This is a genomic window from Pseudomonas sp. NFX98 (assembly GCF_047784845.1).
Lineage (GTDB): Bacteria > Pseudomonadota > Gammaproteobacteria > Pseudomonadales > Pseudomonadaceae > Aquipseudomonas.
This window is the reverse complement of sequence record NZ_JBLNNF010000029.1, coordinates 1-25,033: the sequence shown is the minus strand read 5'-3', so window position 1 is coordinate 25,033 and position 25,033 is coordinate 1. Positions and strand designations below refer to the sequence as shown.

Sequence of the window (25,033 nt, the reverse complement as noted above, 5' to 3'; positions counted from 1 at the left end):
AGCTTTGCTCCTACAGGAACCGTGGTGGATTTGAAAGAACAGTTCGGAGAACCAACATGAGCCAGACACAGGCAGAACGACTCCAGGCGGAGCGCAAACTGGCGGAAAACCAGTTCGACATTACCCAATACCAACACGTGCCGCGGCGCTATTACGGGCGGATTTTCTTCGCCACGGTCATCGTCATCGCCATTTTGGGCCTGGTGCGCGCCTTCGCCGAAGGCAAGATCGAATGGTCGTACATCGGCCAGTTCCTCACCTCCCAGGCGATCATGTGGGGTTTGCTCAACACCATCGTCATGGCCGTGCTGGCGATGGCCCTGGGCATCGTGTTCGGGGTGATCACCGCGATCATGCGCATGTCGGCCAACCCGATCCTGCGCTATGTGGCGGTGACCTACACATGGCTGTTCCGCGGTACGCCGCTGATTTTGCAACTGCTGTTGTGGTTCAACCTGGCGCTGATCTTCCCCACCATCGGCATCCCCGGCCTGATCGAAGTCGACACCGTGAGCCTGATGACGCCGTTCGTGGCTGCTCTGCTCGGCTTGAGCATCAACCAGGGTGCCTACACCGCCGAAGTGGTGCGCGCCGGCCTGCTCTCGGTGGACACCGGTCAGTACGAAGCCGCCAAGTCGATCGGCATGCCACGCTTGCAAGCGTTGCGCCGGGTCATCTTGCCGCAGGCCATGCGGGTCATCATTCCGCCGGTCGGCAACGAGTTCATCGGCATGGTGAAAATGACCTCGCTGGCGAGTGTCATCCAGTACTCGGAGCTGCTCTACAACGCGCAGAACATCTACTACGCCAATGCCCGCGTGATGGAGCTGCTGATCGTCGCCGGTATCTGGTACCTGGCCACCGTCACCGTCCTGTCTTTCGGTCAAAGTCGTCTGGAGCGTCGTTTCGCTCGTGGCGCCGGCAAGCGTTCTTGAGGAACCCGACATGAGAAGCATCGTCAAGGCCGTGAGCCTGAACAAGTATTACGACCAGTTCCACGCGCTCAAGGACGTCAACATCGAAGTCGAGCAAGGCGAAGTGCTGTGCATCATCGGCCCGTCCGGCTCCGGCAAGAGCACCTTGCTGCGCTGCGTCAACCAGCTGGAAAAGATCGACAAGGGTGGCCTGTGGGTCGACGGCGAACTGGTGGGTTACCGCGTCGTCGGCAACAAACTGCACGAACTCAACGAGTCGCAGATCGCCCGCCAGCGCCTGTCCACCGGCATGGTGTTCCAGCGCTTCAACCTGTTCCCGCACATGACTGTGCTGCAAAACATCATCGAAGGCCCGTGCCAGGTGCTCAAGCGTTCGCCCAAAGAAGCGCACGAAGAAGCCCTGGAACTGCTTGCCCGCGTCGGCCTGGCCGACAAACGCAACAGCTACCCGATCGAGCTTTCGGGTGGTCAGCAACAGCGCGTGGCCATTGCTCGTGCCTTGGCCATGCGTCCCAAGCTGATGCTGTTCGATGAACCCACTTCGGCACTCGACCCGGAACTGGTCGGTGAGGTGCTGTCGGTGATGCGCGATCTGGCGCAGACCGGCATGACCATGATCGTCGTCACCCATGAACTGGGCTTCGCTCGCGAGGTTTCCAACCGCATGGTGTTCATGGACGGCGGGCAGATCGTGGAGGCTGGAAGCCCCGAAGAAATTCTAATAAGTCCGCAAAACCCACGCACCCAAAGCTTCATTTCTGCCGTTCGAACCTAAGCGTCCGTTGACGCTCACAACACTCATAAGAGAACGACCATGAAGAACTTCGTTATCCCAGCAGTACTCGCAGGCGTCATGGCCTCCGGCTTCAGTTTCGCCGCCGAATTGCCGGCCAGCATCAAGGAAAAGGGCGAGATCGTCGTCGCGATCATGCCGAACTACCCGCCGATGGATTTCAAGGACCCGGCCACAAACACCCTCACCGGCCTCGACTATGACCTGGGCAATGCCCTGGCTGAGCGTCTGGGTGTGAAGATCAAATGGCAGGAAACCGGCTTCGAGCAAATGATCAATGCGCTGACCACCGACCGGGTGGACATGGTGCTGTCGGGCATGACCGACACCGCCGAGCGTCAGGCCAGCGTAACTTTCGTCGACTACTTCACCAGCGGCCCGCAGTTCTACACCTTGCAGAAAAACAAGGACACCAACGAGATCGTCGACCTGTGCGGCAAGAAAGTCGGCACCAGCCGTCGCACCACGTTCCCGGCGGAAATCGCCGAGTGGAGCAAGGCCAACTGCGAAGCCGCCGGCAAGCCTGCGATCAACGTGATCGGCACCGAAGGCTCGGCCGACGCCCGGGCGCAACTGCGCCAGAGCCGCATCGACGCGGCGATGCAGGGCAGCGAAACCCTGTCCTACCTCAAGACCCAGGAAAAAGACATGTACAAGACCGTGGGCCTGCCGATCTCCGAGCAGTTCACCGGCCTTGGCGTGAGCAAGAAAAAGCCTGAGCTGAGCGAAGCGGTGAAGGTTGCGCTGCAAAGCATGATCGACGACGGCAGCTACCAGGCGATCCTGAAGAAGTGGGACCTGGAACTGGGCGCGATCAAGACTGTGACGGTTAACGCCGGGAAGTAATCGCGCAGGCGACCCAACTCCCTGTGGGAGCGAGCTTGCTCGCGATGGCGGCGTATCAGTCGATGAAGATGTTGAATGTACTGGCCTCATCGCGGGCAAGCCCGCTCCCACAGGGATCGGGTGTTTACTTGAAGATAACTGGAGCACCACAGATGTCCTCCTCACCCCAACCCACCTGGCCCGACCAGCACAAGGCCTGTCTGGCCCTGGCCTTCGACCTCGATGGCCCGACCGGCGATGCCATGCTCAACGGCTCGATCTGGCGCAAGCCCGAGTACTTCGGTTTCGGTGGTTACGGTCCTTATCGGGCATTGCCACGGATTCTCGATCTGCTCGATGAGTTCAAGATCCCGACGACATTTTTCGTCCCGGCCTGGGTCGTGGAAAACTGGCCGAAACAGTGCCAGGCGATTGTCGAGCGCGGGCATGAGGTGGCGTATCACGGCTATAAACACGAATCCTTTTACGCCCTGACGCTGGAACAGCAAAAGGACGTGATGAAGTTGTCCCGCGAGGTGTTCTGGAAGCACCTGCACATCCGCGCCGAAGGCTTTCGCACACCGTCCGGAGATTGGCGGGCAGAAACTCCGGCGATGCTGGTTGACGCCGGTGTGACCTACTCCAGCAGCATGCGCGGCGATGATCGCCCCTATCTGGTCAACGTACCCGGCCACGCCACGCCACTGGTGGAAATCCCCGGGCGCTGGGAAATGGACGATTACGCCTCCCTCGCCTACACCCGTGCGCCGAACTTCCCTTCAGGGCTGGACCGCACCGCGAGCTACGAGCTGACCCTCGACAACTGGTGCCGCGAATACGACGGCGCGATGAACGAAGGCTTGTGCCTGACCACCCTGTTCCACCCCAAGATCACCGGCAAACCGGGACGCATCCTGTTGCTGGAAAAACTCTTCGAACACATGCGCCAACGCGACGACGTGTGGTTCGCCACCTGCCGCGATGTCGCCCACTGGTGGCTGAAGGAGCATCACCATGGCTGATTCCGCTCACTGGCCCAAAGGCTATCGCTGCGCCGTGGTCGTGACTGTTGACTACAACGACATCCACGGCATTCTCACCCAGGCCCCGGAAGTCGCCGGGCGCGACAAGACCCTGTCGGTGTGGCGCTACGGCACCCAGCGCGGCGTCGAGCGTTTGCTCGGCCTGTTCAAGGAGCTCGGGGTGGCGAGCAGCTGGTTTGTCCCCGGCATCGTCGCCGAGGAAAACCCTGAGCACATCCGCGCGATCCAGGCCGGCGGCCATGAAATCGCCTGCGCCGGGTATCGCCATCAGGACTACGACAGCCTCGACCTCGCCACCCAGAGCGCCGACATCGCCAAAGGTTGCGACGCGTTGACTGCGCTGACGGGCCAGCGCCCAACCGGTTTTCGCATCCCCGCCGGCAACGGTGCGCCGGGTTTCATCGAAGCGTTGCGCGATCAGGGCATTCGCTGGTCGTCGTCATGGCGCGGCGATGATCTGCCGTTCGCTCACCCGACCGCGCCCGAGGTGGTCGAGCTGCCATTGCACTATGAACTGGAGGACGAACCCTACTTCGCCTTCAACCTCAGCCCCGCCGTGCCACCGGCACAATCGCGCATCGCCTCCTACAGCCACACCCTCGGCAACCTGCAAATGGATTTCGCCGGGTTCCACCGTTTTGGCCTGTGTTACGTGCTGCGCCTGCACCCGGAAATCATTGCCACGCCGGGACGGATCGGCGTGTTGCGCGAATTGCTGGAAGGGATTTTGCGGCACCAGGACGTGTGGATCGCCACTGGCGCCGAAGTCGCCCAATGGTGGGCCGAATCCGCGGCGCCCGTGACCGAGGATCATCCCGCTTCAGTGTATGAACGGCATTACCGGGATTACCTGCTATGACCGAACGCATGCAACGGCTGGCGCAGTTTTGCGTCGACACGCGGTTTGAAGACCTGCCACCGGTGCTGGTCGAGCGAGCCAAACGGCACATCCTCGACACCTTCGGCGCGACACTGGCCGGGGCTGGCAGCGATGTGGCGAAAACCGCGCGACAGGTGTTCGAAGGTGAAACGGGCATCAGCCTGGTTTGGGGTACTGAATTACGGGTCGGCGCGGCACAGGCTGCCATGCTCAACGGCATCGCCGCCCACGCCCTGGAACTGGACGACACCGGTGGCTGCGACCATTCCGGCGCGGTGGTATTGCCGGCAGTGATGGCGGCTGTGTCGATGAGCGCAAAACCGGTGAATGGCCGCGAGTTCATCACCGCCGTGGTCATCGGCTACGAAATCGGTCGTCGCGTACTGGAAGCCTGCGGCGGCTATTCGGCCCACAACGGCGCCGGCTGGCACTCCACGGCAACTTGCGGCGTGTTCGGTGCAGCGGCGGCCAGTGCGCGGATTCTCGGGCTGGACGCCGGGCAAACCTTGTCGGCACTGGGCATCGCCGGGAGTTTCAGCGGTGGATTGTGGGCCTTTATCCACGACGGCTCGCAAAGCAAAAAACTGCACAGCGGTCGTGCCGCCGAGGGTGGATTTCTGGCGGCGCGGTTTGCCCAGCAGGGCATCAGCGGGCCGACGCAATTATTTGACGATGTCTGGGGCGGTTTTCTGAAAACCCTCGCTCCGGCCACTTCGACTGCCGAGGCGCTGGATGCCGGTCTCGGCGAAGTGTGGAAACTCGCCCGCTGTTCGATCAAGCCGTACGCGTCATGCCGGGGAACCCATTCGGCTATCGATGCGTTGGGCCTGTTGCTCGATCAACTGAAGGTGCCGGTCGATCAGGTCGAGGACGTGCAGGTTTCGCTGTGCGGGTTTCTGCATGACATGTGCGGTGGTCAGGATGTCAGCAGCCTCGCGGCCGCGCAGATGAGCTTGCCGTATGCGCTGGCGTCGCGGCTGGTGCACGGTCATTGCCGGTTGCAGGCCTATGACGATGAGCAACGCCGTGATCCGCGCATTGCCCAGTGGATGTCGCGCATTCGCCTTGAAGTAGACCTGCAACTGTCCGAGGATGGCGAGCCCGTGGTGACAGTGCGGACCGTGGACGGTCGGCAGGCGAGCCTGTGCGTTGAAGTGCCGCTGGGCGCACCGGGTAATCCGCTGAGTGATGCGGCGCTGGAAGAGAAGTTTTTCAGTTTGGCTGAGCGGGTGATTCCACAGCGGCAGGCTGAAGAATTGTTGGGGCAGTTGTGGCGGATTGAAGAAATGGAATCGGTGTGCGCGCTGGAACGGTGGCTGGCTTGAACATGGCGTTGGCTGTTCCGGCCTCATCGCGGGCAAGCCTTGCTCCTACAGGATTGTGTGGGCTTTGTAGGAGCAAGGCTTGCCCGCGATGGCAGCAACTCGGTATCGCGCCAGACACTACGAAATCTGAATAAGGACATTTGCACTCACCGTGGCCACTTACTCGCTCGTTATTCGGCGGTTGATGATCGTTTCGCTGACCATCGTCGTCAGCCGCGCCATCACCAGCCCATTGCTCACGCTGTTCCTGAGCAACAAGCTCGGGCTCAACCAACAGGACGTTGGCTTGCTGCTGGGCATCGCGGTGTTCATCGCCACCCTGCTCGCCCTGTACGGCGGCTACATCATCGACCGCCTGGAAAAACGCCGGTTGCTGATTCTGGCGATGCTCTCCAGCGCCATCGGCTTCGTGCTGCTGACCTTCGCCGAAAACCTCTACCTGACCACGGCCACCCTGGTGATCACCGAGACCGCGTCGGCGTTGTTCCTGATTGGCTCCAAAGCGATCCTCAGCGAAAACCTGCCCATGGGACAACGCGCCAAGGCGTTTTCCCTGCGCTACACCCTGACCAACATCGGCTATGCCACCGGCCCGATGCTCGGCGTGGTGATCGCTGGCGTGTATCCGATTGCGCCGTTCCTGATTGCCGGCGCCATCGCGTTTTTCAGCATCTTCCTGATGATCGGCATCCCGAAGGATTCGGCGCAGGCGCCAGCGATTGGCCAACCGCAGAGTTTCCTCAAGACCTTGATCACCCTGAAAAACGACCGCACGCTGATCATGTTCACCTGCGGCTGCCTGCTCAGCACCGTCGTGCACGGACGCTTCACCCTGTACCTGTCGCAATACCTGCTGGTAACCCACGATTCCAAACGCGCGCTGGAAATCATGGCCGCCCTGCTCGCCTGCAACGCCATCAGCGTGATTCTGTTGCAGTACCAGATCGGCCGCTTCCTCAATCGGGAAAAGCTGCGCTTCTGGATTGCCGGCGGCACCAGCCTGTTCATTCTGGGGTTGATCGGCTTCAGCCTGGCCGACAGCATGCTCAGCTGGTGCGTGGCGATGTTCATTTTCACCCTCGGGGAAATGATCATTTACCCAGCGGAGTTCCTCTTCGTTGATACGCTGGCGCCGGAAGAACTGCGCGGCAGTTACTACGGTGCCCAGAACCTGGCGGCCCTCGGCGGCGCGCTGAGCCCGGTGATCTGCGGGTTCCTGTTGATGCATACCCCGGCACCGACCATGTTCTACGCGTTGAGCGCACTCACGGCGATGGGCGGTTTCCTGTGTTTTATGAGTGGGCGTCGAGTGGCCTTACATCAGAATTAGTGAACTGAAGCCTCATTAATATGAATTTGTCAGCATCAGCAAGTAACGGCACACTGTGCTCGTTCCTCCCCCAATAGTTGGAACAACCTTCAAGGGCTTTCTGGGTATCCCAGATAAGCCTTTTTTTTTCCTCAGGTTTTGTCTACGGATTGATCTTAATCATGCTCGCTCGCTGGTTGCCCGCCGCTATCAACACCCGCCCGACTGAATGGAGCCGCGCTGCCATCGGTATGGCACTGGGAACGATGCTCAGCGTCTGGGTCTGTGCTCAGGTTTTCGGCATGGAAGTGGCGCAGCATCTGGTCGGTCCGCTGGGTGCCTCGGCGGTGTTGTTGTTCGCGGTGTCTTCTGGAGCACTCGCACAACCCTGGTCGATACTCGGCGGTTATTTGAGTGCCGGGGTCGTCTCTTTGCTGGTCGCCCACGTGCTCGGACGAACCCTCGGCAGCGCTTGCCTCGCAGCCGGCATGGCGGTGATCCTGATGTGCTGGCTGCGTTGCCTGCACCCGCCGGCTGGAGCACTGGCATTGTTGCTGGTCCTGGCCGACCCGGCGACCATTGCCCTGGACTGGAAAGAGCTTGGCCCGGTGATGCTCGCTGCATCGACCATGCTGTTCAGCGCCCTGGCCTATAACAACCTGACTCGCATCCGTTACCCCAAGCGCGCCAGCGAACCCGTCGCCGTGGTCCCGGCCGACCATCCTCCGGTGGAATCCCAGGCGATCACCGCGCAAGACCTGAAACTGGCCCTGGCTGAAATGGAAGCCTTCTTCGACGTCACCCCCGAAGACCTCGAACAGCTGATCCATACCAGCGAACTGCATGCCAAGCGGCGCAGTATTGGGGAAGTGTTGTCGCGTACGCATTAAAGATCAAAAGATCGCAGCCTTCGGCAGCTCCTACATTGGAATGCATTCTCCTGTAGGAGCTGCCGAAGGCTGCGATTTTTTTTCTTTGCCATAAGGCAAAAACGCAAATAGACGCTGCACATATCCCGGTTGTACATCACAAATTTGCACTGGTACGATCCAGCATCGCTCGCGCGCGAGCTTCTCTATAAAGAACAATAAAAGCAGGGAGTTAGTGATGACTGCTCAGGTTTCATCGAAGGCGAGCTGGTCCATGGATGCCACACAAAACGAAGTGCTGGCCGAAGTACGCAACCACATCGGTCACCTGACCCTCAACCGCCCCGCCGGCCTCAACGCCATCACCCTCAACATGGTGCGCAACCTGCATCGCCAGCTCGACGCCTGGGCTCACGATTCGCAGGTGCATGCTGTGGTTTTGCGCGGTGCCGGCGAAAAGGCATTTTGTGCCGGTGGCGATATCCGCTCGCTCTACGACAGCTTCAAAAGCGGCGACACGCTGCACGAAGATTTCTTCGTCGAGGAATACGCGCTCGACATCGCGATTCACCACTACCGCAAACCCGTGCTGGCACTGATGGACGGATTCGTCCTCGGCGGCGGCATGGGTCTGGTGCAAGGCGCCGATCTGCGGGTGGTCACCGAGAAAAGCCGTCTGGCGATGCCGGAAGTGGGCATCGGTTATTTTCCGGACGTCGGCGGCAGCTACTTCCTGCCACGCATTCCCGGTGAACTGGGGATTTATCTGGGCGTCAGCGGCGTGCAGATCCGCGCCGCCGATGCGCTGTATTGCGGCTTGGCCGACTGGTATCTGGACAGCAGCAAACTGGCCACGCTGGACGAAAAACTCGATCAACTGGAGTGGCGCGACACACCGCTGAAGGACCTGCAAAGCCTGCTGGCGAAGCTCGCCGTGCAACAGTTGCCGGATGCGCCATTGGCGACTTTGCGCCCGGCCATCGACCACTTCTTCGCGTTGCCTGACGTGCCGAGTATGGTTGAGCAAATGCGCGAAGTAACGGTCGCCGACAGCCACGAATGGGCGAAAAACACCGCCGACCTGTTGGAGACGCGTTCACCACTGGCCATGGGCGTGACCCTGGAAATGCTGCGTCGCGGTCGGCGCCTGAGCCTTGAACAATGCTTTGCCCTTGAGCTGCACCTGGACCGCCAGTGGTTCGAGCGTGGCGACCTGATCGAAGGCGTGCGCGCCCTGCTGATCGACAAAGACAAGAATCCGCGCTGGAACCCGCCCACCTTGCAGGCGCTGGACGCCGAACACGTGGCGAGTTTCTTCAACGGTTTTGATGAGAGCGGGAGCTGAGCCATGCACGATCTCGAATTGACTGAAGAACAAGTAATGATCCGCGACATGGCCCGGGACTTTGCCCGCGGTGAAATCGCGCCTCACGCCCAGGCCTGGGAAAAGGCCGGCTGGATCGACGACGGTCTGGTGGCGAAGATGGGGGAATTGGGCCTGTTAGGCATGGTGGTGCCTGAGGAATGGGGCGGTACCTACGTCGACTACGTTGCCTATGCGTTGGCAGTGGAAGAAATCTCGGCCGGCGACGGCGCTACCGGCGCGTTCATGAGCATCCACAACTCGGTGGGTTGCGGGCCGGTGCTCAATTACGGCACTGAAGAGCAGAAACAGACCTGGCTGGCTGATCTGGCAAGCGGCCAGACCATCGGCTGCTTCTGCCTGACCGAACCCCAGGCCGGTTCCGAAGCGCACAACCTGCGCACCCGCGCCGAACTGCGTGACGGTCAGTGGGTGATCAACGGCGCCAAACAATTTGTCAGCAACGGCAAACGGGCGAAACTGGCCATCGTGTTTGCCGTGACCGATCCGGACCTCGGCAAGCGCGGTATTTCGGCGTTCCTGGTGCCGACCGACACCGCCGGTTTCATCGTCGACCGCACCGAACACAAGATGGGCATTCGCGCGTCCGACACCTGTGCCGTGACGCTCAACAACTGCACCATTCCCGAAGCCAACTTGCTGGGTGAACGCGGTAAAGGCCTGGCCATCGCCCTGTCCAACCTCGAAGGCGGCCGCATCGGCATCGCCGCGCAGGCACTGGGCATCGCCCGTGCGGCGTTCGAAGCGGCGCTGGCTTACTCCCGTGATCGTGTGCAGTTCGACAAACCGATCATCGAGCACCAAAGCATCGCCAACCTGTTGGCTGATATGCACATGCAGCTTAATGCGGCGCGGTTGATGATCCTGCATGCGGCGCGCCTGCGCACGGCCGGCAAACCATGCCTGTCGGAGGCTTCGCAAGCCAAGCTGTTCGCCTCGGAAATGGCCGAGAAGGTTTGCTCGTCAGCGATTCAGATTCATGGCGGGTACGGGTATCTGGAGGATTACCCGGTAGAAAAGTATTACCGGGATGCGCGGATCACCCAGATCTACGAAGGGTCGAGCGAGATTCAGCGGATGGTGATTGCCCGCGAACTGAAGAACTACCTGGTGTAAAAGCAAAAGATCGCAGCCTTCGGCAGCTCCTACAGGGTTATGCGTGTACCTGTAGGAGCTGCCGAAGGCTGCGATCTTTTGATCTAACCGAATTACTTGCCTTTGAACTCCGCTTCACGTTTGGCAACAAACGCCGCCATCCCTTCCTTCTGATCCTGCGTCGCAAACGCCGCGTGGAACACCCGACGCTCAAAGCGCACGCCTTCGGACAGGCTCACTTCAAAGGCGCGGTTGACGCTTTCCTTGACCATCATCGCAATCGGCAAGGACTTCTTGGCGATCAACGCGGCAACTTTCAACGCCTCATCCAACAGCTCATCGCTCGGCACGATCCGCGCCACGATCCCGCAACGCTCTGCTTCCACCGCATCGATCAGGCGCCCGCTCAGGCACATTTCCATAGCCTTGGCCTTGCCCACGGCGCGGGTCAGGCGCTGGGTGCCGCCCATGCCCGGTAGCACGCCGAGGTTGATTTCCGGTTGGCCGAATTTGGCGTTGTCGCCTGCCAAAATGAAGTCGCACATCAGCGCCAGTTCACAGCCGCCACCCAAGGCAAAACCATTGACCGCCGCGATGATCGGCTTGCGGCGGTTGGCCACGCGGTCGCTGTCGCTGAACAGGTCGTCCAGATAGATTTGCGGATAGGTCAGCTCAGCCATTTCCTTGATGTCGGCACCAGCGGCGAAGGCTTTTTTCGAGCCGGTCAGCACGATGCAACCGATGTTCGAATCGGCTTCCAGACCATCGAGGGCGTGGTTCAGCTCGCTGACGATCTGCGCATTCAAGGCGTTCAGCGCCTGCGGGCGATTGAGAGTGATCAGGCCAACGCGGCCGTGGGTTTCCAGCAAAATCGTTTCGTAGTTCACGTAATGGTTCCTTCTTTCAAAGATTGCGCGAAATGACCATGCGCTGAATGTCGCTGGTGCCTTCGTAGATCTGGCAGACCCGCACGTCGCGGTATATCCGCTCCAGCGGGAAGTCGTTCAAATAACCGTAACCGCCGAGGGTTTGCAAGGCCGAAGAACAGACCTTTTCGGCCATTTCCGAGGCGAACAGCTTGGCCATCGATGCTTCGACCAGCGCCGGTTTACCACTGTCACGCAGGGCGGCGGCGTAATGCACCATTTGCCGGGCCACGGCGATCTGGGTCGCCATGTCCGCCAGGCGGAACGCCACGGCCTGATGTTCGATGATCGGCTTGCCGAAGCTCTCGCGCTCACGGGCGTAATCACGCGCCGCTTCGAACGCAGCACGGGCCATGCCCACTGATTGCGAAGCGATGCCGACACGTCCGCCTTCGAGGTTGGCCAGGGCAATCCTGTAGCCTTCGCCCTCTTCACCCAAGCGGTTGGCCACCGGGACTTTGACGTCTTCGAAAAGGATCTGGCAGGTGTCGGAGGCGTGCTGGCCTAGCTTGTCTTCGACCCGCGCGACTTTGTAGCCCGGCGAGTCGGTAGGCACGATGAACGCACTGATGCCGCGCTTGCCTGCCGTCGGGTCGGTCACCGCAAACACGATCACGATCCCGGCGTTCTGCCCGGAGGTGATGAACTGTTTGCAGCCGTTGAGCACATAGTGATCGCCGTTCAGCTTCGCGCGGGTTTTCAGGCCGCTGGCGTCGGAACCAGCCTGCGGTTCGGTCAGCGCAAAAGCGCCAAGCATTGCGCCGCTGGCCAACGGCTTGAGGAAGCGTTCTTTCTGCTCATCGTTGCCGTAATGCAGGATCGGCACGCAGCCCACCGAGTTGTGCACGCTCATGATGGTCGAGCAGGCGCCATCGCCCGCGGCGATTTCTTCCAGGGCCATGGCGTAGGCCAGGTAACCGGTGTCGCAACCGCCCCACTGCTCCGGCACCAGCATGCCGAAGAAGCCCAGCTCGGCCATCTCGCCGATGGCTTCCTTGGGGAAACGATGCTCACGGTCCCACTCGGCGGCGAACGGTTTCAGCCGTTCCTCGGCGAACTGCCGGGCCATGTCGCGGATTTGTTGTTGGTCGTCATTGGGGATCATGGCAATTCCTTAATATGTAACTGTCCCCTGTAGGAGCTGCCGCAGGCTGCGATCTTTTGATCTTGCTTTTTTTAACCATCAAAAGATCGCAGCCTCATTGCACTCGACAGCTCCTACAGGGATTGGCGGTGGCTTTAGTAGAGGCATTCCACGGCCATCGCCGTCGCTTCGCCGCCACCGATGCAGATCGCCGCAACGCCACGCTTCAAACCTTTCTGGCGCAGGGCCGAGAGCAAGGTCACCAAAATCCGCGCGCCAGACGCACCAATCGGGTGGCCCAAGGCGCAAGCGCCGCCGTGCACGTTGAGTTTCTCGTGGGGGATTTCCAGATGCGTCATCGCGGCCATGCCGACCACGGCGAAGGCTTCGTTGACTTCCACCAGATCGACTTCATTGAGCGACCAGCCGGTTTTTTTCATCAACTTCTTGATGGCGCCAATCGGTGCCACCGGAAACAGGCCCGGCGTATCGGCAAATGCCGCATGGCCATGGATCACGGCCAGTGGTTTCAAGCCACGCTTTTCCGCTTCGGAACGGCGCATCAGCACCAATGCCGCCGCGCCATCGGAGATCGAACTGGAGTTCGCCGCCGTCACCGTACCACCGTCGCGAAACGCCGGTTTCAGCGAGGCGATCTTGTCCAGCTTGGCCTTCGGCGGTTGCTCGTCGTTGCTGATCGTCACCTGCTCTTTGCCGACGGTTACGGTCAGCGGAACGATCTCGTCCCTGAAGCTGCCGTCCTTGATCGCTTGCTGAGCGCGGGTGGTCGAGGCGATGGCAAATGCGTCCTGGGCTTCGCGGCTGAAGCCGTTGGTTTCGGCGCAGTCTTCGGCAAAGGTGCCCATCAGGCGGCCCTTGTCGTAGGCGTCTTCCAGGCCGTCGAGGAACATCGAATCCTGTATCTTGCCGTGGCCCATGCGGTAGCCGCTGCGGGCGCGGTCCAGCAGGTATGGCGCGTTGGACATGCTTTCCATGCCCCCGGCGATGACCACTTCAGCGCTACCGGCGACCAGCATGTCGTGGGCCAGGATGGTCGCTTCCATGCCCGAGCCGCACATTTTGTTGAGGGTGGTGCAACGGGTGGATTTATCCAGCCCGGCGCCCAGCGCAGCCTGGCGGGCCGGGGCCTGGCCGAGACCGGCAGGCAACACGCAACCGAACAGCACTTCATCGACGGCGTCGCTAGCGACACCGGCGCGCTCGACTGCGGCTTTGATCGCGGCAGCACCGAGTTGCGGTGCGGTCAGGCTTTTCAGTTCGCCCTGAAAACCACCCATCGGGGTGCGGACGGCGCTGACAATGACAATTGGATCGTTGGAAAGGCTCATGACAAATCCTCTTTATTTCGCGGCCATGCGCAAGGCACCGTCGAGACGGATCACCTCGCCATTGAGCATGCTGTTTTCAATGATATGCCGTACCAGCGACGCGTACTCGGCAGGTTTGCCCAGACGCGGCGGGAACGGTACGCCAGCCGCCAGGGAGTCGCGGACTTCCTGGGTCATGCCAGCCATCATCGGCGTTTCGAAAATGCCCGGGGCGATGGTCATCACGCGGATGCCGAAGCGCGCCAGTTCACGGGCGGCGGGCAAGGTCAGGCTGACGATGGCGCCTTTGGATGCCGCGTACGCCGCTTGACCGATCTGGCCGTCATAAGCCGCAGCGGACGCGGTGTTGATGATCACGCCGCGCTCGCCATCGGCGTCCGCTTCGGTTTCGGCAATCGCCGCCGAGGCCAGGCGCAGCATGTTGAAGCTGCCGATCAGGTTGACGTTGATCACCTGGCTGAAGCTGGACAGCGCATGCGGACCGTTCTTGCCGAGGATCTTCTCGCCACGCACGATGCCGGCGCAATTGACCAGGCCGTTGAGGCCGCCAAAGGCTTTGACCGTCGCTTGCACTGCCGCTTCGGCCGCCGCTTCGTTGCTGATGTCCGCCACCACGCTTTGCGCGCCCAGGCGCTGGGCCTGAGCTGCCACGGCTTCGGCGTTCATGTCCACCAGCATCACTTTGGCGCCGGCCGCGACCAGCATTTCAGCGGTGGCCGCACCGAGGCCGGAAGCGCCGCCGGTGACGAGAAAAACCTTGTTTTCGATCTGCATCATTGTGTCCTTGGATTCAAGCTGAGACGTTCTTTGCCGCCGCCTCTTGGGCTTTGGCGATTTCCTGATTACGCAAGATAAAGCGCTGCAATTTGCCGCTTGGGGTTTTCGGCAACTCGCTGACAAATTCGATTTCACGGGGGTAAGAATGCGCCGCCAGACGCTTGCGCACGTGTTGGCGCAACTCTTCGGCCAACTCCGGCGATGCGCGGTATTGCGCGCTAAGCACGACGAAGGCTTTGACCAGTTCGGTGCGCTCCGGATCGGGCTTGCCGACGACGGCGGCTTCCACCACTGCCGGGTGCTCGATCAGCGCACTTTCCACGTCGAACGGGCCGACGCGGTAGCCGGAGGTGGTGATCACATCATCGCTGCGCCCGACAAAGCTGATGCTGCCGTCCGGGTTCCACTCGACGGTGTCGCCGCTCAGGTAATAGTCGCCGACGAAGGCTTTGGTCGGTGCGCCTTCGTAACCGGCGAACCAGCACATCGGCGACTGGGTGCGGTCGATGGCCAGAATGCCAGGCTGACCGACGCCCAGTTCCTTGTATTCGTCGTCCAGCACCACGATGCGGTGGCCCGGCGAGGTAAAACCGGCGGCGCCCATGTGGATGGGATGCTCCAGACCATGGTGGTTGCACAGCACCATGCCCAGCTCGGTCTGGCCGTAATGGTCGTGAATGACCACGCCGAGTTGATCGGCAAACCAGCGGATCACTTCCGGGTTCAGCGGCTCGCCGGCGCTGCTGACAATGCGCAGCTTGCCCTTGATCGACTTGGCGAACTCATCGCCGCCAGCAATCAACAGACGATAAGCGGTCGGCGAACCCGTGAGATTGGTGATGCCGTACTTGTTGATCACCCGGCAGGTGCTTTCGAGGGTGAACGGGCCATCGTAGAACGTGACCGGGTGCCCCATCGACATCGGCCCGGTCACACCGAAATAGATGCCGTAGGCCCAACCCGGATCGGCGACGTTCCAGAACGCGTCTTCCGGGCGCAGGTCCACGGCGTCGCGGGTGTAGCTCTGGAACGCAACGATGGCCTTGAGTGGCACCGACAACGCTTTCGACGGGCCAGTGGTGCCCGAGGTGAACATCAGCAGGAACGGGTCTTCACCGGTCAGCATCACCGGTTCGCAGTTGTCGGAATAATTGGCCAGTTCGGCCCAGAAACTGAAATCGCCCTGAACGATGCCTTGCCCTTTCGGGCCACCGACGGTGACGGTGGTCGGGCAATCGGCGACTTCGGCGAGTTTCGAGCGGTTGACCGCGTCGGTGACCACCACTTTGGCGCCGGAGCAGCCGAGACGGTGCTCGATGGCTTTAGGGCCGAAAGCGGTAAACAGAGGTTGATAGACCGCGCCAATGCGCCAGGTGGCGAACACGGTGATGAGCAATTCGATGTTACGTGGCAACAGGCCGGCGACCTTGTCGCCTTTTCTCACGCCTTGGGCCAGGAGGAAATTGGCAAAGCGCGCGGCTTTGTCTTGCAGGTCGGTGAAGGTGTACGTGGCGCTGGAGCCATCGCGACCTTCCCAGAACAAAGCGATCCGGCCGGGTAACGCATGCCGGTCGCAACACTCGACGCAGGCGTTGAGGGCAGTCAGATCGCCCGCGAGTGCGGCGTCGACGGTGTGCTGATAATTGAACTGTGAAACAGCAGACAAGTAATCGCGCATTGCCAGAATCCCTCTGTGTTTTTTATTGGTTGGGGGAACCGTAAACAACAGGGAAATACTCGCCCCGCGCGGGGCGTCGGGCAATGGTCAAAGTTATCAAGTTGTCTGACTGGTTTGGCCAAGATTCAAAGGATGCTGTGCCCGTCAGGGCGCCATCGCGGGCAAGCCTTGCTCCTACAGGATTGATGTATTTCCAGGATTGCCGCATGACCTGTAGGAGCAAGGCTTGCCCGCGATGGCGTCAGCGGCCTGAACGCACAGCTCGGATCAGTTGGATTCGTTAAGAATCAAACTCCGATAATGCCCCGGATTGGACCCCGACCACTTGCGAAACGCCTTGTAGAACGAACTCGCATCGGCAAACCCCAGCCGCGTGGCGATGTCGGCGAAGCTGATGCTGGGTTCGGCCAGCCAGACAATCGCCAGTTCCTTGCGCACGCTGTCCTTGAGCCCTTGGTAGGTCTGGCCTTCTTCGGCCAGTCGGCGGCGCAGGGTCGAGGCCGACATGCACAGGCGTTGCGCCAGGGCTTCGGTTTCCGGCCATTGCTCGGCGGGTAATTGCCGCAGGTCATGCTTGATGCGGCTCGCCAGGCTCTGCGGGTCGCGGTACTTGACCAGAATGTTCGCCGGCGCATGAGCCAGGAAACGCTTGAGTTCTTCCGCCGTGCGCTTGATCGGCAGGTCCAGGCAATCGGCGGAGAAAATCATCCGCGTGCGTGGCCGGTCGAAGCGCAGGTTTTCGGAAAACATCACCTGATAATCGTCGCAAAAATCCGGCTGCGGGCAGCGCAATTCGATGGCCAGGATCGGAATCCGCCGCCCCGCCAACCAGCACGCCACACCGTGCACGATCATCCAGTAAGTGAAATACGTGAAGGCGCGGCGCGGATCGTGGTCGTCCTCCAGCAGCACGATTTCCGCCAGGCTTTGCTGACGCACCAGTTCGGCGGGCATGCGCTCAAACATCAACGACAGGAAATTCAGGCCGCTGGTGAGTCCCGTCACCACGTTCGGCTGGATCATCGCGCAGCGACACAGAAACTCGAAACTGCCGGATTTGAGCTTGCGTGGGTCCATGCCGAAGAACTCATCATCCCCACGCCGGGCCAGCAAGCGCCAAAGCCGCGCGTATGCCGTCGCCGGAACGCGAGCGTTGGAGCTGTTCAACAGCAACGGATCAATACCGACCTTGTTCAACACCTCGTCGGTGGCGACGCCCGGGGCGCAACTCTGCAACAGCGCTTCACGCACCAGTTGAATGGAGATGGTGTCTTTTTCCGACATTGAGCGCAGCAAGCCCTGTTCTTGTTTGAGTGGTGGGCATATTAGCGCAGCCGTCACCCCTGTAGGAGTGAGCCTGCTCGCGATTGCGGTAGATCAATCAACATTGATGTCGGCTGTGATTGCGTCATCGCGAGCAGGTTCGCTCCTACAGGGGCTTGCGGTGTTCTTAAGATTGTTCAGCTTACGTTCAGGTAATTGTCAATGAATCCCATATGGGAATGAGTGTCATTATGTTACAAATTAGCACCCTATCTAAATCCGAGACGCTGCTGAATGCTCGTTCCTTTTCTGATCATGCTGCGCGAAGGCATCGAGGCCGCGTTGATCGTTGGCATCATCGCCAGCTACCTGAAACAAACGGGCCGCGGCCAATGGATGCCCGCCGTATGGATCGGCGTATTTCTTGCCGCCGCCCTCGCCCTGCTGGTGGGTGGCGGCCTGGAACTGGTCAGCGCTGAGTTCCCGCAGAAACAACAGGAACTGTTTGAAGGCGTGGTCGGCCTGGTGGCCGTGGGCATCTTGAGTTCGATGGTGTTCTGGATGCGCAAAGTGGCGCGTTCGATCAAGCATTCTCTGCATGTATCCCTCGATCAGGCGCTGACTGGCTCCAGACATCAAGTGACCGCATTGATCGCCATGGTGTTTTTCGCCGTGGCTCGGGAGGGCCTGGAAACAGTGTTTTTCCTGCTCGCGGTATTCCAGCAAAGCGAAGGCCCGGCGGCACCGATCGGCGCCCTGCTCGGCCTGATCCTGGCGATCATCGTCGGCTTCCTGATCTACAGCGGCAGCATGCGCCTGAACCTCGGCGCGTTCTTTCGCTGGACCGGCCTGTTCATCCTCGTGGTGGCCGCCGGAATCCTCGCCAATTCCGTGCAGGCACTGCATGAAGCCGGCGTGTGGAACCACCTGCAAACCGTGCTCTTCGACATCAGCGCGACGCTACCGATGGACGGCCCGTTGGGCTCGGTGCTGGCCGGCATGTTCGGCTATCAGGACGCACCAACCGTCAGCACCCTCGGCGCTTACCTGATTTATCTCGCGGTGGCGCTGGTGATGTTTTTTCTCCCGGCCCCGGCGCCAGTCAAACAGTCTTCCTCCGTTTCCAGTCAGTAAGGGCAACCATGCCAAATCCAGCCCCTCCCCAGGCTTCCCCTCCCCGCGCCTTGCGCTGGGCGGTGGCCGGTTCGGTGATCGTGATGATCGCCGCCGGTGGCCTGTTCTACTACGCCTCGAAAATGGCCGCCGCCAAGCGCCAGGCCAACCACAACGAAGTGCTGGTGACGATTCACTCGCACAGCTGCGAACCGGGTGCCCTGACGGTACCGGCCGGCCGCGCCAGTTTCCGCATCGTCAACCGCTCCGATCGTGCCGTTGAGTGGGAAATTCTCGACGGCGTACTGGTGGTCGAAGAACGCGAGAACATCGCACCGGGCCTGAGCCAGGTGATCAACGCCAACCTGCTGCCCGGCGACTACGCGATCACCTGCGGACTGCTGAGCAATCCGCGCGGCACCCTGCACGTCACGCCGACTGCCGCGTCTGATGCGGCAGCCAAAGCCAAGCCGTCGATGGTGGCGTTTGTCGGGCCGTTGTCGGAGTTCCGCGTCTACCTGAGCAGCCAGAGCACGGCGCTGATCAAAGCCGTTACCGCGCTTGATCAAGCCATTACATCTGGCGACTTGAGCCAGGCTCAAGCCTTGTATCTGCCGGCCCGCGCTGCGTATCAACGATTGGCCCCGGCGGCTCAGCGCCTGGCTGAACTGGACAACGCCATCAACGCCCGCGCCGACTATTTCGAGAAACGCGAACAGGACCCGGACTTCAGCGGTTTCCATCGCCTCGAATACGCGTTGTTCCAACAGCGCACCATGGACGGACTGGCGCCGGTCGCCCAGCGCCTGCTCGCCGATGTCACCACCCTCAAGCATCAGTTGTTGGCCCAGACGCTGCCACCGGAGCAACTGGTGAGCATCGTCGTGCGCAACCTCAACACCCTCGCCGACGTGCGTGCCGCCAGCGGTGAAGAGGAACGCTACAGCCACAGCGACCTCAACGGTTTTGCCGGCAATCTCGACCCCGCACGCAAAGTCGTCGATTTGCTGCGCCCGTTGCTGACCAAATCCGCCGCCGAGCTACTGCCGACAATCGACACGGCAATCAATGCTTTCGATACCGAGCTCAATGGCTTCAAGGTCAACGACGGTTACGCCAGCTACGACAGCGTCAGCGCCGAACAGCGCAAACAGATCGCCGACAAGGCCAAGGCCCTGGCCGATGCGCTCGACGGAATCGATCCCGCCCTTGGCCTTTCCGGCCTGTAAGCAGAAGACCACTTTCAGATGAACGATTCAGAGCAATTCAACCTTCAGCGTCGCCGGGTATTGATGGGCATGGGCGCTGCCGGTGTCGCCCTTGCAGGCGCCGCATTGAGCTGCCCGGCGATGGCCGCCAGCCCGGCGCAGGTGACCGAAGCACCGAGCAGCGACCGCACCGAAGATCGTCACGACTTCCACGGCAAACACCAGAGCGGCATCGTCACCCCGCGCCCGGCGTCCGGCATGCTGGTGTCGTTTGATGTGCTGGCCAGCAACCGCGAAGATCTGGAGCGTCTGTTCCGCACCCTCAATGAGCGCATCGCGTTCCTGATGAAGGGCGGCCCGGTCACTCAGGTCGACCCGAAATTGCCACCGGTGGATTCGGGGATTCTCGGCCCGGTCGTCACCCCGGACAATCTGACCATCACTGTGTCGGTCGGCGAATCGCTGTTCGACGAGCGTTTCGGACTGGCCGACGCCAAGCCCAAACGTTTGATCCGTATGGTCGGCTTCCCCAATGATGCCTTGGAGTCCGATTGCTGCCACGGCGACTTGAGCTTGCAGTTCTGCGCCAACACCACCGACACCAATATCCACGCCCTGCGCGACATCGTAAAAAACCTTCCGGATTTGCTATTGGTGCGCTGGAAGCAGGAAGGCAGCGTGCCGCCCCAGGCCCCGGCGAAACCCGGTGTACCGGCGCAGAGCGCGCGCAACTTTCTCGGGTTTCGTGATGGCTCGGCCAACCCCGATTCCAACGATGCCAAGGCCATGGACAGCATCGTCTGGGTCCGGTCCGGCAGCGATGAACCCGTCTGGGCGGCGGGTGGCAGCTATCAGGCAGTGCGGATCATCCGCAACTTCGTCGAGCGCTGGGACCGCACGCCACTACAGGAACAGGAAAGCATCCTCGGCCGGATCAAAAGCACGGGTGCACCCATGGGCGGATCCCATGAAACGCAAGTGCCGGATTACGCCAAGGACCCCGAAGGCAAGCTGACCAAACTCGACGCGCACATTCGCCTGGCCAACCCGCGCACCGCCGCGACCCAGGCCAACCTGATCCTGCGCCGGCCGTTCAACTACTCCAACGGCGTGAACAAGAACGGTCAGCTCGACATGGGCCTGCTGTTCATCTGCTACCAAGCGGATCTGGAAAAGGGCTTTATCGCCGTGCAAACCCGCCTCAATGGCGAGCCGCTGGAGGAATACCTCAAGCCCGTTGGCGGCGGTTACTTCTTCACCCTGCCCGGCGTTACCGGCGACCAGGATTTCATCGGTCGTTCGCTGCTTGCTGCCACACAACCCACAAAAACCGCATAAATACCCAACACGGAGCCGTCCCATGAAAAAGTCGCCACTGGCGTTAATGCTGACCCTAGGCTTGCTCAACACCCCGCTTGCCGCTTTCGCGGCGACGGCACCGCTGGAGTTGGTGCAGCCGATTTCCGACTACAAAATCTACGTCACCGAGCAACTGGACGAACTGGCCAGCCACACTCAGCAGTTCACCGACGCGGTGAAAAAAGGTGACTTGGCCACCGCGAAAAAACTCTACGCGCCGACCCGGGTTTACTACGAGTCGATCGAGCCTATTGCCGAGCTGTTCAGTGACCTCGATGCCTCCATCGACTCCCGCGTCGATGACCACGAAAAAGGCGTGAAAGCCGAAGACTTCACCGGTTTCCATCGCATCGAATACTCGTTGTTTTCGGAAAACAGCACCAAGGGTCTGGGCGAACTGGCCGACGGCCTGAACAAAGACGTCAAAGACCTGCAAACCCGCGTCGCCGGCCTGACCTTCCCGCCGGAAAAAGTCGTTGGCGGCGCTGCTGCACTGCTGGAAGAAGTAGCGGCGACCAAGATTTCCGGCGAGGAAGATCGTTACAGTCACACCGACCTTTACGACTTCCAGGGCAACATCGACGGTGCGAAGAAAATCGTCGACCTGTTCCGTCCGCAAATCGAGAAACAGGACGCGGCATTCGTTGCCAAAGTCGACAAGAACTTCGCCACGGTGAACACCATTCTGGCCAAGTACAAAACCAGGGACGGCGGTTTCGAGACCTACGACAAAGTGAAGGAAAACGACCGCAAGGCGCTGGTCGGCCCGGTGAATACCTTGGCTGAGGATTTGTCGACGTTGCGTGGGAAGCTGGGTTTGAACTGAGTTTTGTAGCGTCTACTAGACCCCTATCGCGGGCAAGCCCGCTCCCACAAGTTTTGAGTTGAATCCCAATTTCGTGATCGACCCAAAACCCTGTGGGAGCGGGCTTGCCCGCGATTGCGCCAGCGGCCACGCTACCGTTATTAAAGAATCCGGTAAAGCAACCGCTCAATGCGCACACGACTGACACGCTTGAGAAACTTGGCCACACCCGCCGGATACTCCGGCAAGGTGTCCAGATCCTGATAACGCTCGATACGCCGCGTGTGCTGGAAAATCTCCGCCAGTTCCGTGCGGCGTGGCCCCAGCAATTCGCCTTTCGGGTCATCGATCAACAAGGCGTTTTCCAGGTCGAGGCGAAACGCGCGCGGGTTGAGGTTGTTGCCGGTCAGCAAGGTGTAGCGCTGATCGACCCACATGCCCTTGAGGTGATAGGTGTGGTCGCCGTCCTTCCACAGGTGCAGGTTCAACTGGCCGCTGTCGATGTTGCGCTGATGGCGCTTGGCGAAACGGCGCAGGCTGATTTCGTAGAGGTACGGCAGCGCCGAAATCACCTTGAACGGTTCGCTCGGCGGGATGTAGAAGTCATTGGCGGTCTTGTCGCCGACGACGATATCGATCTTCACGCCCCGCGCCAGCGCACGGTTGATTTCCCGGGTCACGGCCAACGGCAGGTTGAAGTACGGCGTGCAGATGATCAGTTGATGCTGGGCGCTGCCAATCAGTTCGCCAATCACCCGGCTCAACGGGTTGTTCTTGCCGACGCCCAGCAATGGGCTGACCGATAGACCGCTCTTGTCCGTTGAACCCTGGGTGGTGTCATACGCGGCATGCTTGAGACGGCTGCGCAGATCGCCGATGTCGTTGCGCAGGCTGCGAGTGGTCGGCAGGTTCGGCAAATCGAGGCGATGCACCGCTTTGGAAGCCACCAGACCGTGCTGAACCAAGTGATGCATGGAATCGGCCAGCGCACGGTTGTTCAGCAGGTGATAACGGTCGTAGCGGTACCTGTCGAACTTGTGCAGGTAAACGTTGTTCAGGCTCGCGCCGCTGTAGATCACGCAGTCATCGATGACAAAACCCTTCAAATGCAATACGCCAAACAGTTCGCGGGTTTGCACCGGCACGCCATACACCGGCACTTCACTTTCGTGGGTGCGGGTCATCTCCTGATACCAGGCCGAGTTGCCCGGCTGCTTGCCGGCACCGATCAAACCGCGCTGGGCGCGCAGCCAGTCAACGACCACCGCCACGTCCAGTTGTGGACGCGCCAGTTTGGCCGCGTGCAAGGCATCGAGAATTTCCTGGCCGGCCTCGTCCTGTTGCAGGTACAGCGCGACGATATAGATGCGCTGGGTGGCGCTGGCGATTTTTTCCAGCAGGCAACGACGGAACTCGGCAGCGCCGGAGAGGATGGTGACGGCATCGGCGGTCAGTGGAAAACTGCGCAGTTTGGGCAGCAGGGAGCGTTTGAAAAGCGACGGCATAGGGCTCGCAATGGGTCGAATCCAGAGAGCTTGAGAGCTTACACCATGGATCGGTTCGGGTCTTGTTACTGTCTGTAATGGCCCCATCGCCAGCAGGCTGGTTCCCCCATCTGGAATGCATTCCCTTGCAGGAGCGAGCCAGCTCGCGATGGCATTTCCACAGATAACAAAAATATACACTTGACCATGGAGAACGATCGTTCTACTGTTTGCCACATGAACGAAATCACTAACTACGACACACGCGACATCATTCTGGATGTCACCGAAAAGTTGATCTACAAAAGTGGCATCGCCGCCACTGGCATGGATCTTCTGGTGAAGACCGCCGGCGTCTCCAGAAAAAGCATCTACCGCTACTTCGCCAACAAGGAGGAGCTGACCATCGCGGCCCTGCAACGCCGCGACCAACGCTGGATGCACTGGTACAGAAGCGAAGTCGGACAGGCCGAAACCCCGGCCGAGCGCTTGCTCAACCTGTTTACCGTGCTCAAGTCATGGTTCGCTTCAGAAGGCTTTCGCGGCTGCGCGTTCATCAATACCAGCGGCGAAACCGGCGACCCGCAAGACCCGGTTCGCCTGGTCGCCAAGGACCACAAACAGAAGCTGCTCGACTACGTGTGCGAGCTGTGTACCGAACATGGTGCCGAGGACCCACAGCTGTTGGCCAAACAGCTGCTGATCCTGATCGATGGTGCCATTACCGTGGCGCTTGTAATGGGTGATCACAGTGCCGCCGATAATGCGCAATGCATGGCACGGAAATTATTGGACCTGTAGCAACTTAATCAAGCTCGACAACGTGTCTACAACTTTAAATTGATTCGGAGATCTGAAATGTCCAACGCTGAAGTTCGTCCGCCATTGCCGCCGTTCACCCGTGAATCGGCCATCGAAAAAATTCGCCTGGCCGAAGATGGCTGGAACTCCCGCGACCCGGAACGTGTGTCGCTGGCCTACACCCTGGACACCAAGTGGCGTAACCGCGCCGAGTTCGCCTACAACCGCGAAGAAGCCAAGGGCTTCCTGACGCGCAAGTGGGCCAAGGAACTGGACTATCGCCTGATCAAGGAGATCTGGGCATTTACCGGCAACCGCATAGCCGTGCGATACGCCTATGAATGGCACGACGATTCGGGCAACTGGTTCCGCTCCTACGGCAACGAGAATTGGGAGTTCGACGAGAACGGTTTGATGGCCAATCGGTTTGCCTGCATTAACGACATGCCGATCAAGGAAAGCGACCGCAAATTCCACTGGCCGCTGGGCCGTCGTCCTGATGATCATCCGGGCTTGTCGGATCTTGGCCTGTAACCACTGATCCCCTGTAGGAGCTGCCGCAGGCTGCGATCTCTTGATCTTGATCTAAAAAAACAAGATCAAAAGATCGCAGCCTGCGGCAGCTCCTTGTATCTCGACTATCGCTCCATCAGGAGCGATAGTTCTCGACTGATCATCGAGGGAGGGATCTGGAAGCCGTGCAGCTCCTTAGGCTTTTTGCCTGTGAC

23 protein-coding genes are annotated in these 25,033 nt (G+C 60.4%); 16 read left to right on the top strand and 7 right to left on the bottom strand.

Annotated elements, in window-relative coordinates; translation table 11 throughout:
* The first annotated feature begins 56 nt into the window (after window positions 1–56).
* The 10 genes from ACM110_RS28325 (at window position 57) to ACM110_RS28280 (ending at window position 10,479) form a co-directional block, all read left to right on the top strand.
* A complete protein-coding gene (locus ACM110_RS28325; protein ID WP_416130374.1) occupies window positions 57–935 on the top strand; it encodes an amino acid ABC transporter permease in 879 nt (292 codons plus the stop codon).
* 10 nt (window positions 936–945) lie between these two features.
* A complete protein-coding gene (locus tag ACM110_RS28320) occupies window positions 946–1,710 on the top strand; it encodes an amino acid ABC transporter ATP-binding protein (RefSeq protein ID WP_338581046.1) in 765 nt (254 codons plus the stop codon).
* A 39-nt stretch (window positions 1,711–1,749) separates the two neighbouring features.
* On the top strand, window positions 1,750–2,574 hold the full coding sequence (locus ACM110_RS28315; RefSeq protein ID WP_416130373.1) for an ABC transporter substrate-binding protein: 825 nt from the start codon (window positions 1,750–1,752) through the stop codon (window positions 2,572–2,574).
* A gap of 152 nt (window positions 2,575–2,726) precedes the next feature.
* Window positions 2,727–3,575 carry a polysaccharide deacetylase family protein gene (locus tag ACM110_RS28310; protein WP_416130372.1) on the top strand — a complete coding sequence of 283 codons (849 nt, stop codon included), beginning with the start codon at window positions 2,727–2,729 and terminating at the stop codon, window positions 3,573–3,575.
* A complete protein-coding gene (locus tag ACM110_RS28305; RefSeq protein WP_416130371.1) occupies window positions 3,568–4,455 on the top strand; it encodes a polysaccharide deacetylase family protein in 888 nt (295 codons plus the stop codon). The genes ACM110_RS28310 and ACM110_RS28305 overlap by 8 nt, the downstream gene beginning before the upstream one ends.
* Window positions 4,452–5,801 carry an MmgE/PrpD family protein gene (locus tag ACM110_RS28300; protein WP_416130370.1) on the top strand — a complete coding sequence of 450 codons (1,350 nt, stop codon included), beginning with the start codon at window positions 4,452–4,454 and terminating at the stop codon, window positions 5,799–5,801. The genes ACM110_RS28305 and ACM110_RS28300 overlap by 4 nt, the downstream gene beginning before the upstream one ends.
* A 151-nt stretch (window positions 5,802–5,952) precedes the next feature.
* Window positions 5,953–7,131, top strand: a complete 1,179-nt coding sequence (locus ACM110_RS28295) for an MFS transporter (RefSeq protein ID WP_416130369.1) — start codon at window positions 5,953–5,955, stop codon at window positions 7,129–7,131.
* Between the two features lie 161 nt (window positions 7,132–7,292).
* On the top strand, window positions 7,293–8,000 hold the full coding sequence (locus ACM110_RS28290; RefSeq protein ID WP_416130368.1) for an HPP family protein: 708 nt from the start codon (window positions 7,293–7,295) through the stop codon (window positions 7,998–8,000).
* A gap of 217 nt (window positions 8,001–8,217) precedes the next feature.
* Window positions 8,218–9,324: an enoyl-CoA hydratase/isomerase family protein gene (locus tag ACM110_RS28285; RefSeq protein ID WP_416130367.1), complete on the top strand. Its 1,107-nt coding sequence runs from the start codon at window positions 8,218–8,220 to the stop codon at window positions 9,322–9,324.
* A 3-nt stretch (window positions 9,325–9,327) separates the two neighbouring features.
* Complete coding sequence (locus ACM110_RS28280; protein WP_416130366.1) at window positions 9,328–10,479, top strand: acyl-CoA dehydrogenase family protein; 1,152 nt, start codon at window positions 9,328–9,330, stop codon at window positions 10,477–10,479.
* Between the two features lie 92 nt (window positions 10,480–10,571).
* Here ACM110_RS28280 and ACM110_RS28275 read toward each other — a convergent pair whose 3' ends face one another.
* The 6 genes from ACM110_RS28275 to ACM110_RS28250 form a co-directional block, all read right to left on the bottom strand.
* Complete coding sequence (locus ACM110_RS28275) at window positions 10,572–11,345, bottom strand: enoyl-CoA hydratase (protein ID WP_416130365.1); 774 nt, start codon at window positions 11,343–11,345, stop codon at window positions 10,572–10,574.
* 16 nt (window positions 11,346–11,361) lie between these two features.
* Window positions 11,362–12,489 carry an acyl-CoA dehydrogenase gene (locus tag ACM110_RS28270; protein ID WP_416130364.1) on the bottom strand — a complete coding sequence of 376 codons (1,128 nt, stop codon included), beginning with the start codon at window positions 12,487–12,489 and terminating at the stop codon, window positions 11,362–11,364.
* Window positions 12,490–12,623: 134 nt separating this feature from the next.
* Window positions 12,624–13,817 (bottom strand): acetyl-CoA C-acyltransferase, encoded by a 1,194-nt coding sequence (locus ACM110_RS28265; protein WP_416130363.1) that lies wholly within the window; start codon window positions 13,815–13,817, stop codon window positions 12,624–12,626.
* A 12-nt stretch (window positions 13,818–13,829) separates the two neighbouring features.
* Entirely contained in the window at window positions 13,830–14,591 is a 762-nt protein-coding gene (locus ACM110_RS28260) for an SDR family NAD(P)-dependent oxidoreductase (RefSeq protein WP_150705301.1), read from the bottom strand.
* Between the two features lie 16 nt (window positions 14,592–14,607).
* The gene (locus tag ACM110_RS28255) at window positions 14,608–16,272 is read right to left on the bottom strand and encodes an AMP-binding protein (protein WP_416130362.1); all 1,665 of its coding nucleotides are present in this window, start codon (window positions 16,270–16,272) and stop codon (window positions 14,608–14,610) included.
* 267 nt (window positions 16,273–16,539) lie between these two features.
* Window positions 16,540–17,556, bottom strand: coding sequence for an AraC family transcriptional regulator (locus ACM110_RS28250; protein ID WP_416130395.1), 1,017 nt, complete (start codon window positions 17,554–17,556; stop codon window positions 16,540–16,542).
* A gap of 273 nt (window positions 17,557–17,829) precedes the next feature.
* On the opposite strand from ACM110_RS28250, the gene efeU reads away from it, so the two are divergent.
* The 4 genes from efeU to efeO (ACM110_RS28230) are packed head-to-tail and all read left to right on the top strand — an operon-like array spanning window position 17,830 to window position 22,041.
* Window positions 17,830–18,669 carry an iron uptake transporter permease EfeU gene (gene efeU, locus ACM110_RS28245; RefSeq protein ID WP_416130361.1) on the top strand — a complete coding sequence of 280 codons (840 nt, stop codon included), beginning with the start codon at window positions 17,830–17,832 and terminating at the stop codon, window positions 18,667–18,669.
* Between the two features lie 8 nt (window positions 18,670–18,677).
* Window positions 18,678–19,877, top strand: coding sequence for an iron uptake system protein EfeO (efeO, locus tag ACM110_RS28240; protein ID WP_416130360.1), 1,200 nt, complete (start codon window positions 18,678–18,680; stop codon window positions 19,875–19,877).
* An 18-nt stretch (window positions 19,878–19,895) separates the two neighbouring features.
* Complete coding sequence (gene efeB, locus ACM110_RS28235) at window positions 19,896–21,194, top strand: iron uptake transporter deferrochelatase/peroxidase subunit (RefSeq protein WP_416130359.1); 1,299 nt, start codon at window positions 19,896–19,898, stop codon at window positions 21,192–21,194.
* Between the two features lie 22 nt (window positions 21,195–21,216).
* The gene (efeO, locus tag ACM110_RS28230) at window positions 21,217–22,041 is read left to right on the top strand and encodes an iron uptake system protein EfeO (protein WP_416130358.1); all 825 of its coding nucleotides are present in this window, start codon (window positions 21,217–21,219) and stop codon (window positions 22,039–22,041) included.
* Between the two features lie 140 nt (window positions 22,042–22,181).
* On the opposite strand, the gene pssA is transcribed toward efeO (ACM110_RS28230), so the two are convergent.
* Entirely contained in the window at window positions 22,182–23,525 is a 1,344-nt protein-coding gene (gene pssA / locus ACM110_RS28225; protein WP_416130357.1) for a CDP-diacylglycerol--serine O-phosphatidyltransferase, read from the bottom strand.
* Window positions 23,526–23,741: 216 nt separating this feature from the next.
* Here pssA and ACM110_RS28220 point away from each other — a divergent pair, with 216 nt between their 5' ends.
* Both ACM110_RS28220 and ACM110_RS28215 read left to right on the top strand, forming a co-directional pair.
* On the top strand, window positions 23,742–24,305 hold the full coding sequence (locus tag ACM110_RS28220) for a TetR/AcrR family transcriptional regulator (RefSeq protein WP_416130356.1): 564 nt from the start codon (window positions 23,742–23,744) through the stop codon (window positions 24,303–24,305).
* A 57-nt stretch (window positions 24,306–24,362) separates the two neighbouring features.
* Complete coding sequence (locus ACM110_RS28215; protein ID WP_416130355.1) at window positions 24,363–24,839, top strand: DUF1348 family protein; 477 nt, start codon at window positions 24,363–24,365, stop codon at window positions 24,837–24,839.
* Window positions 24,840–25,033: the final 194 nt, after the last annotated feature.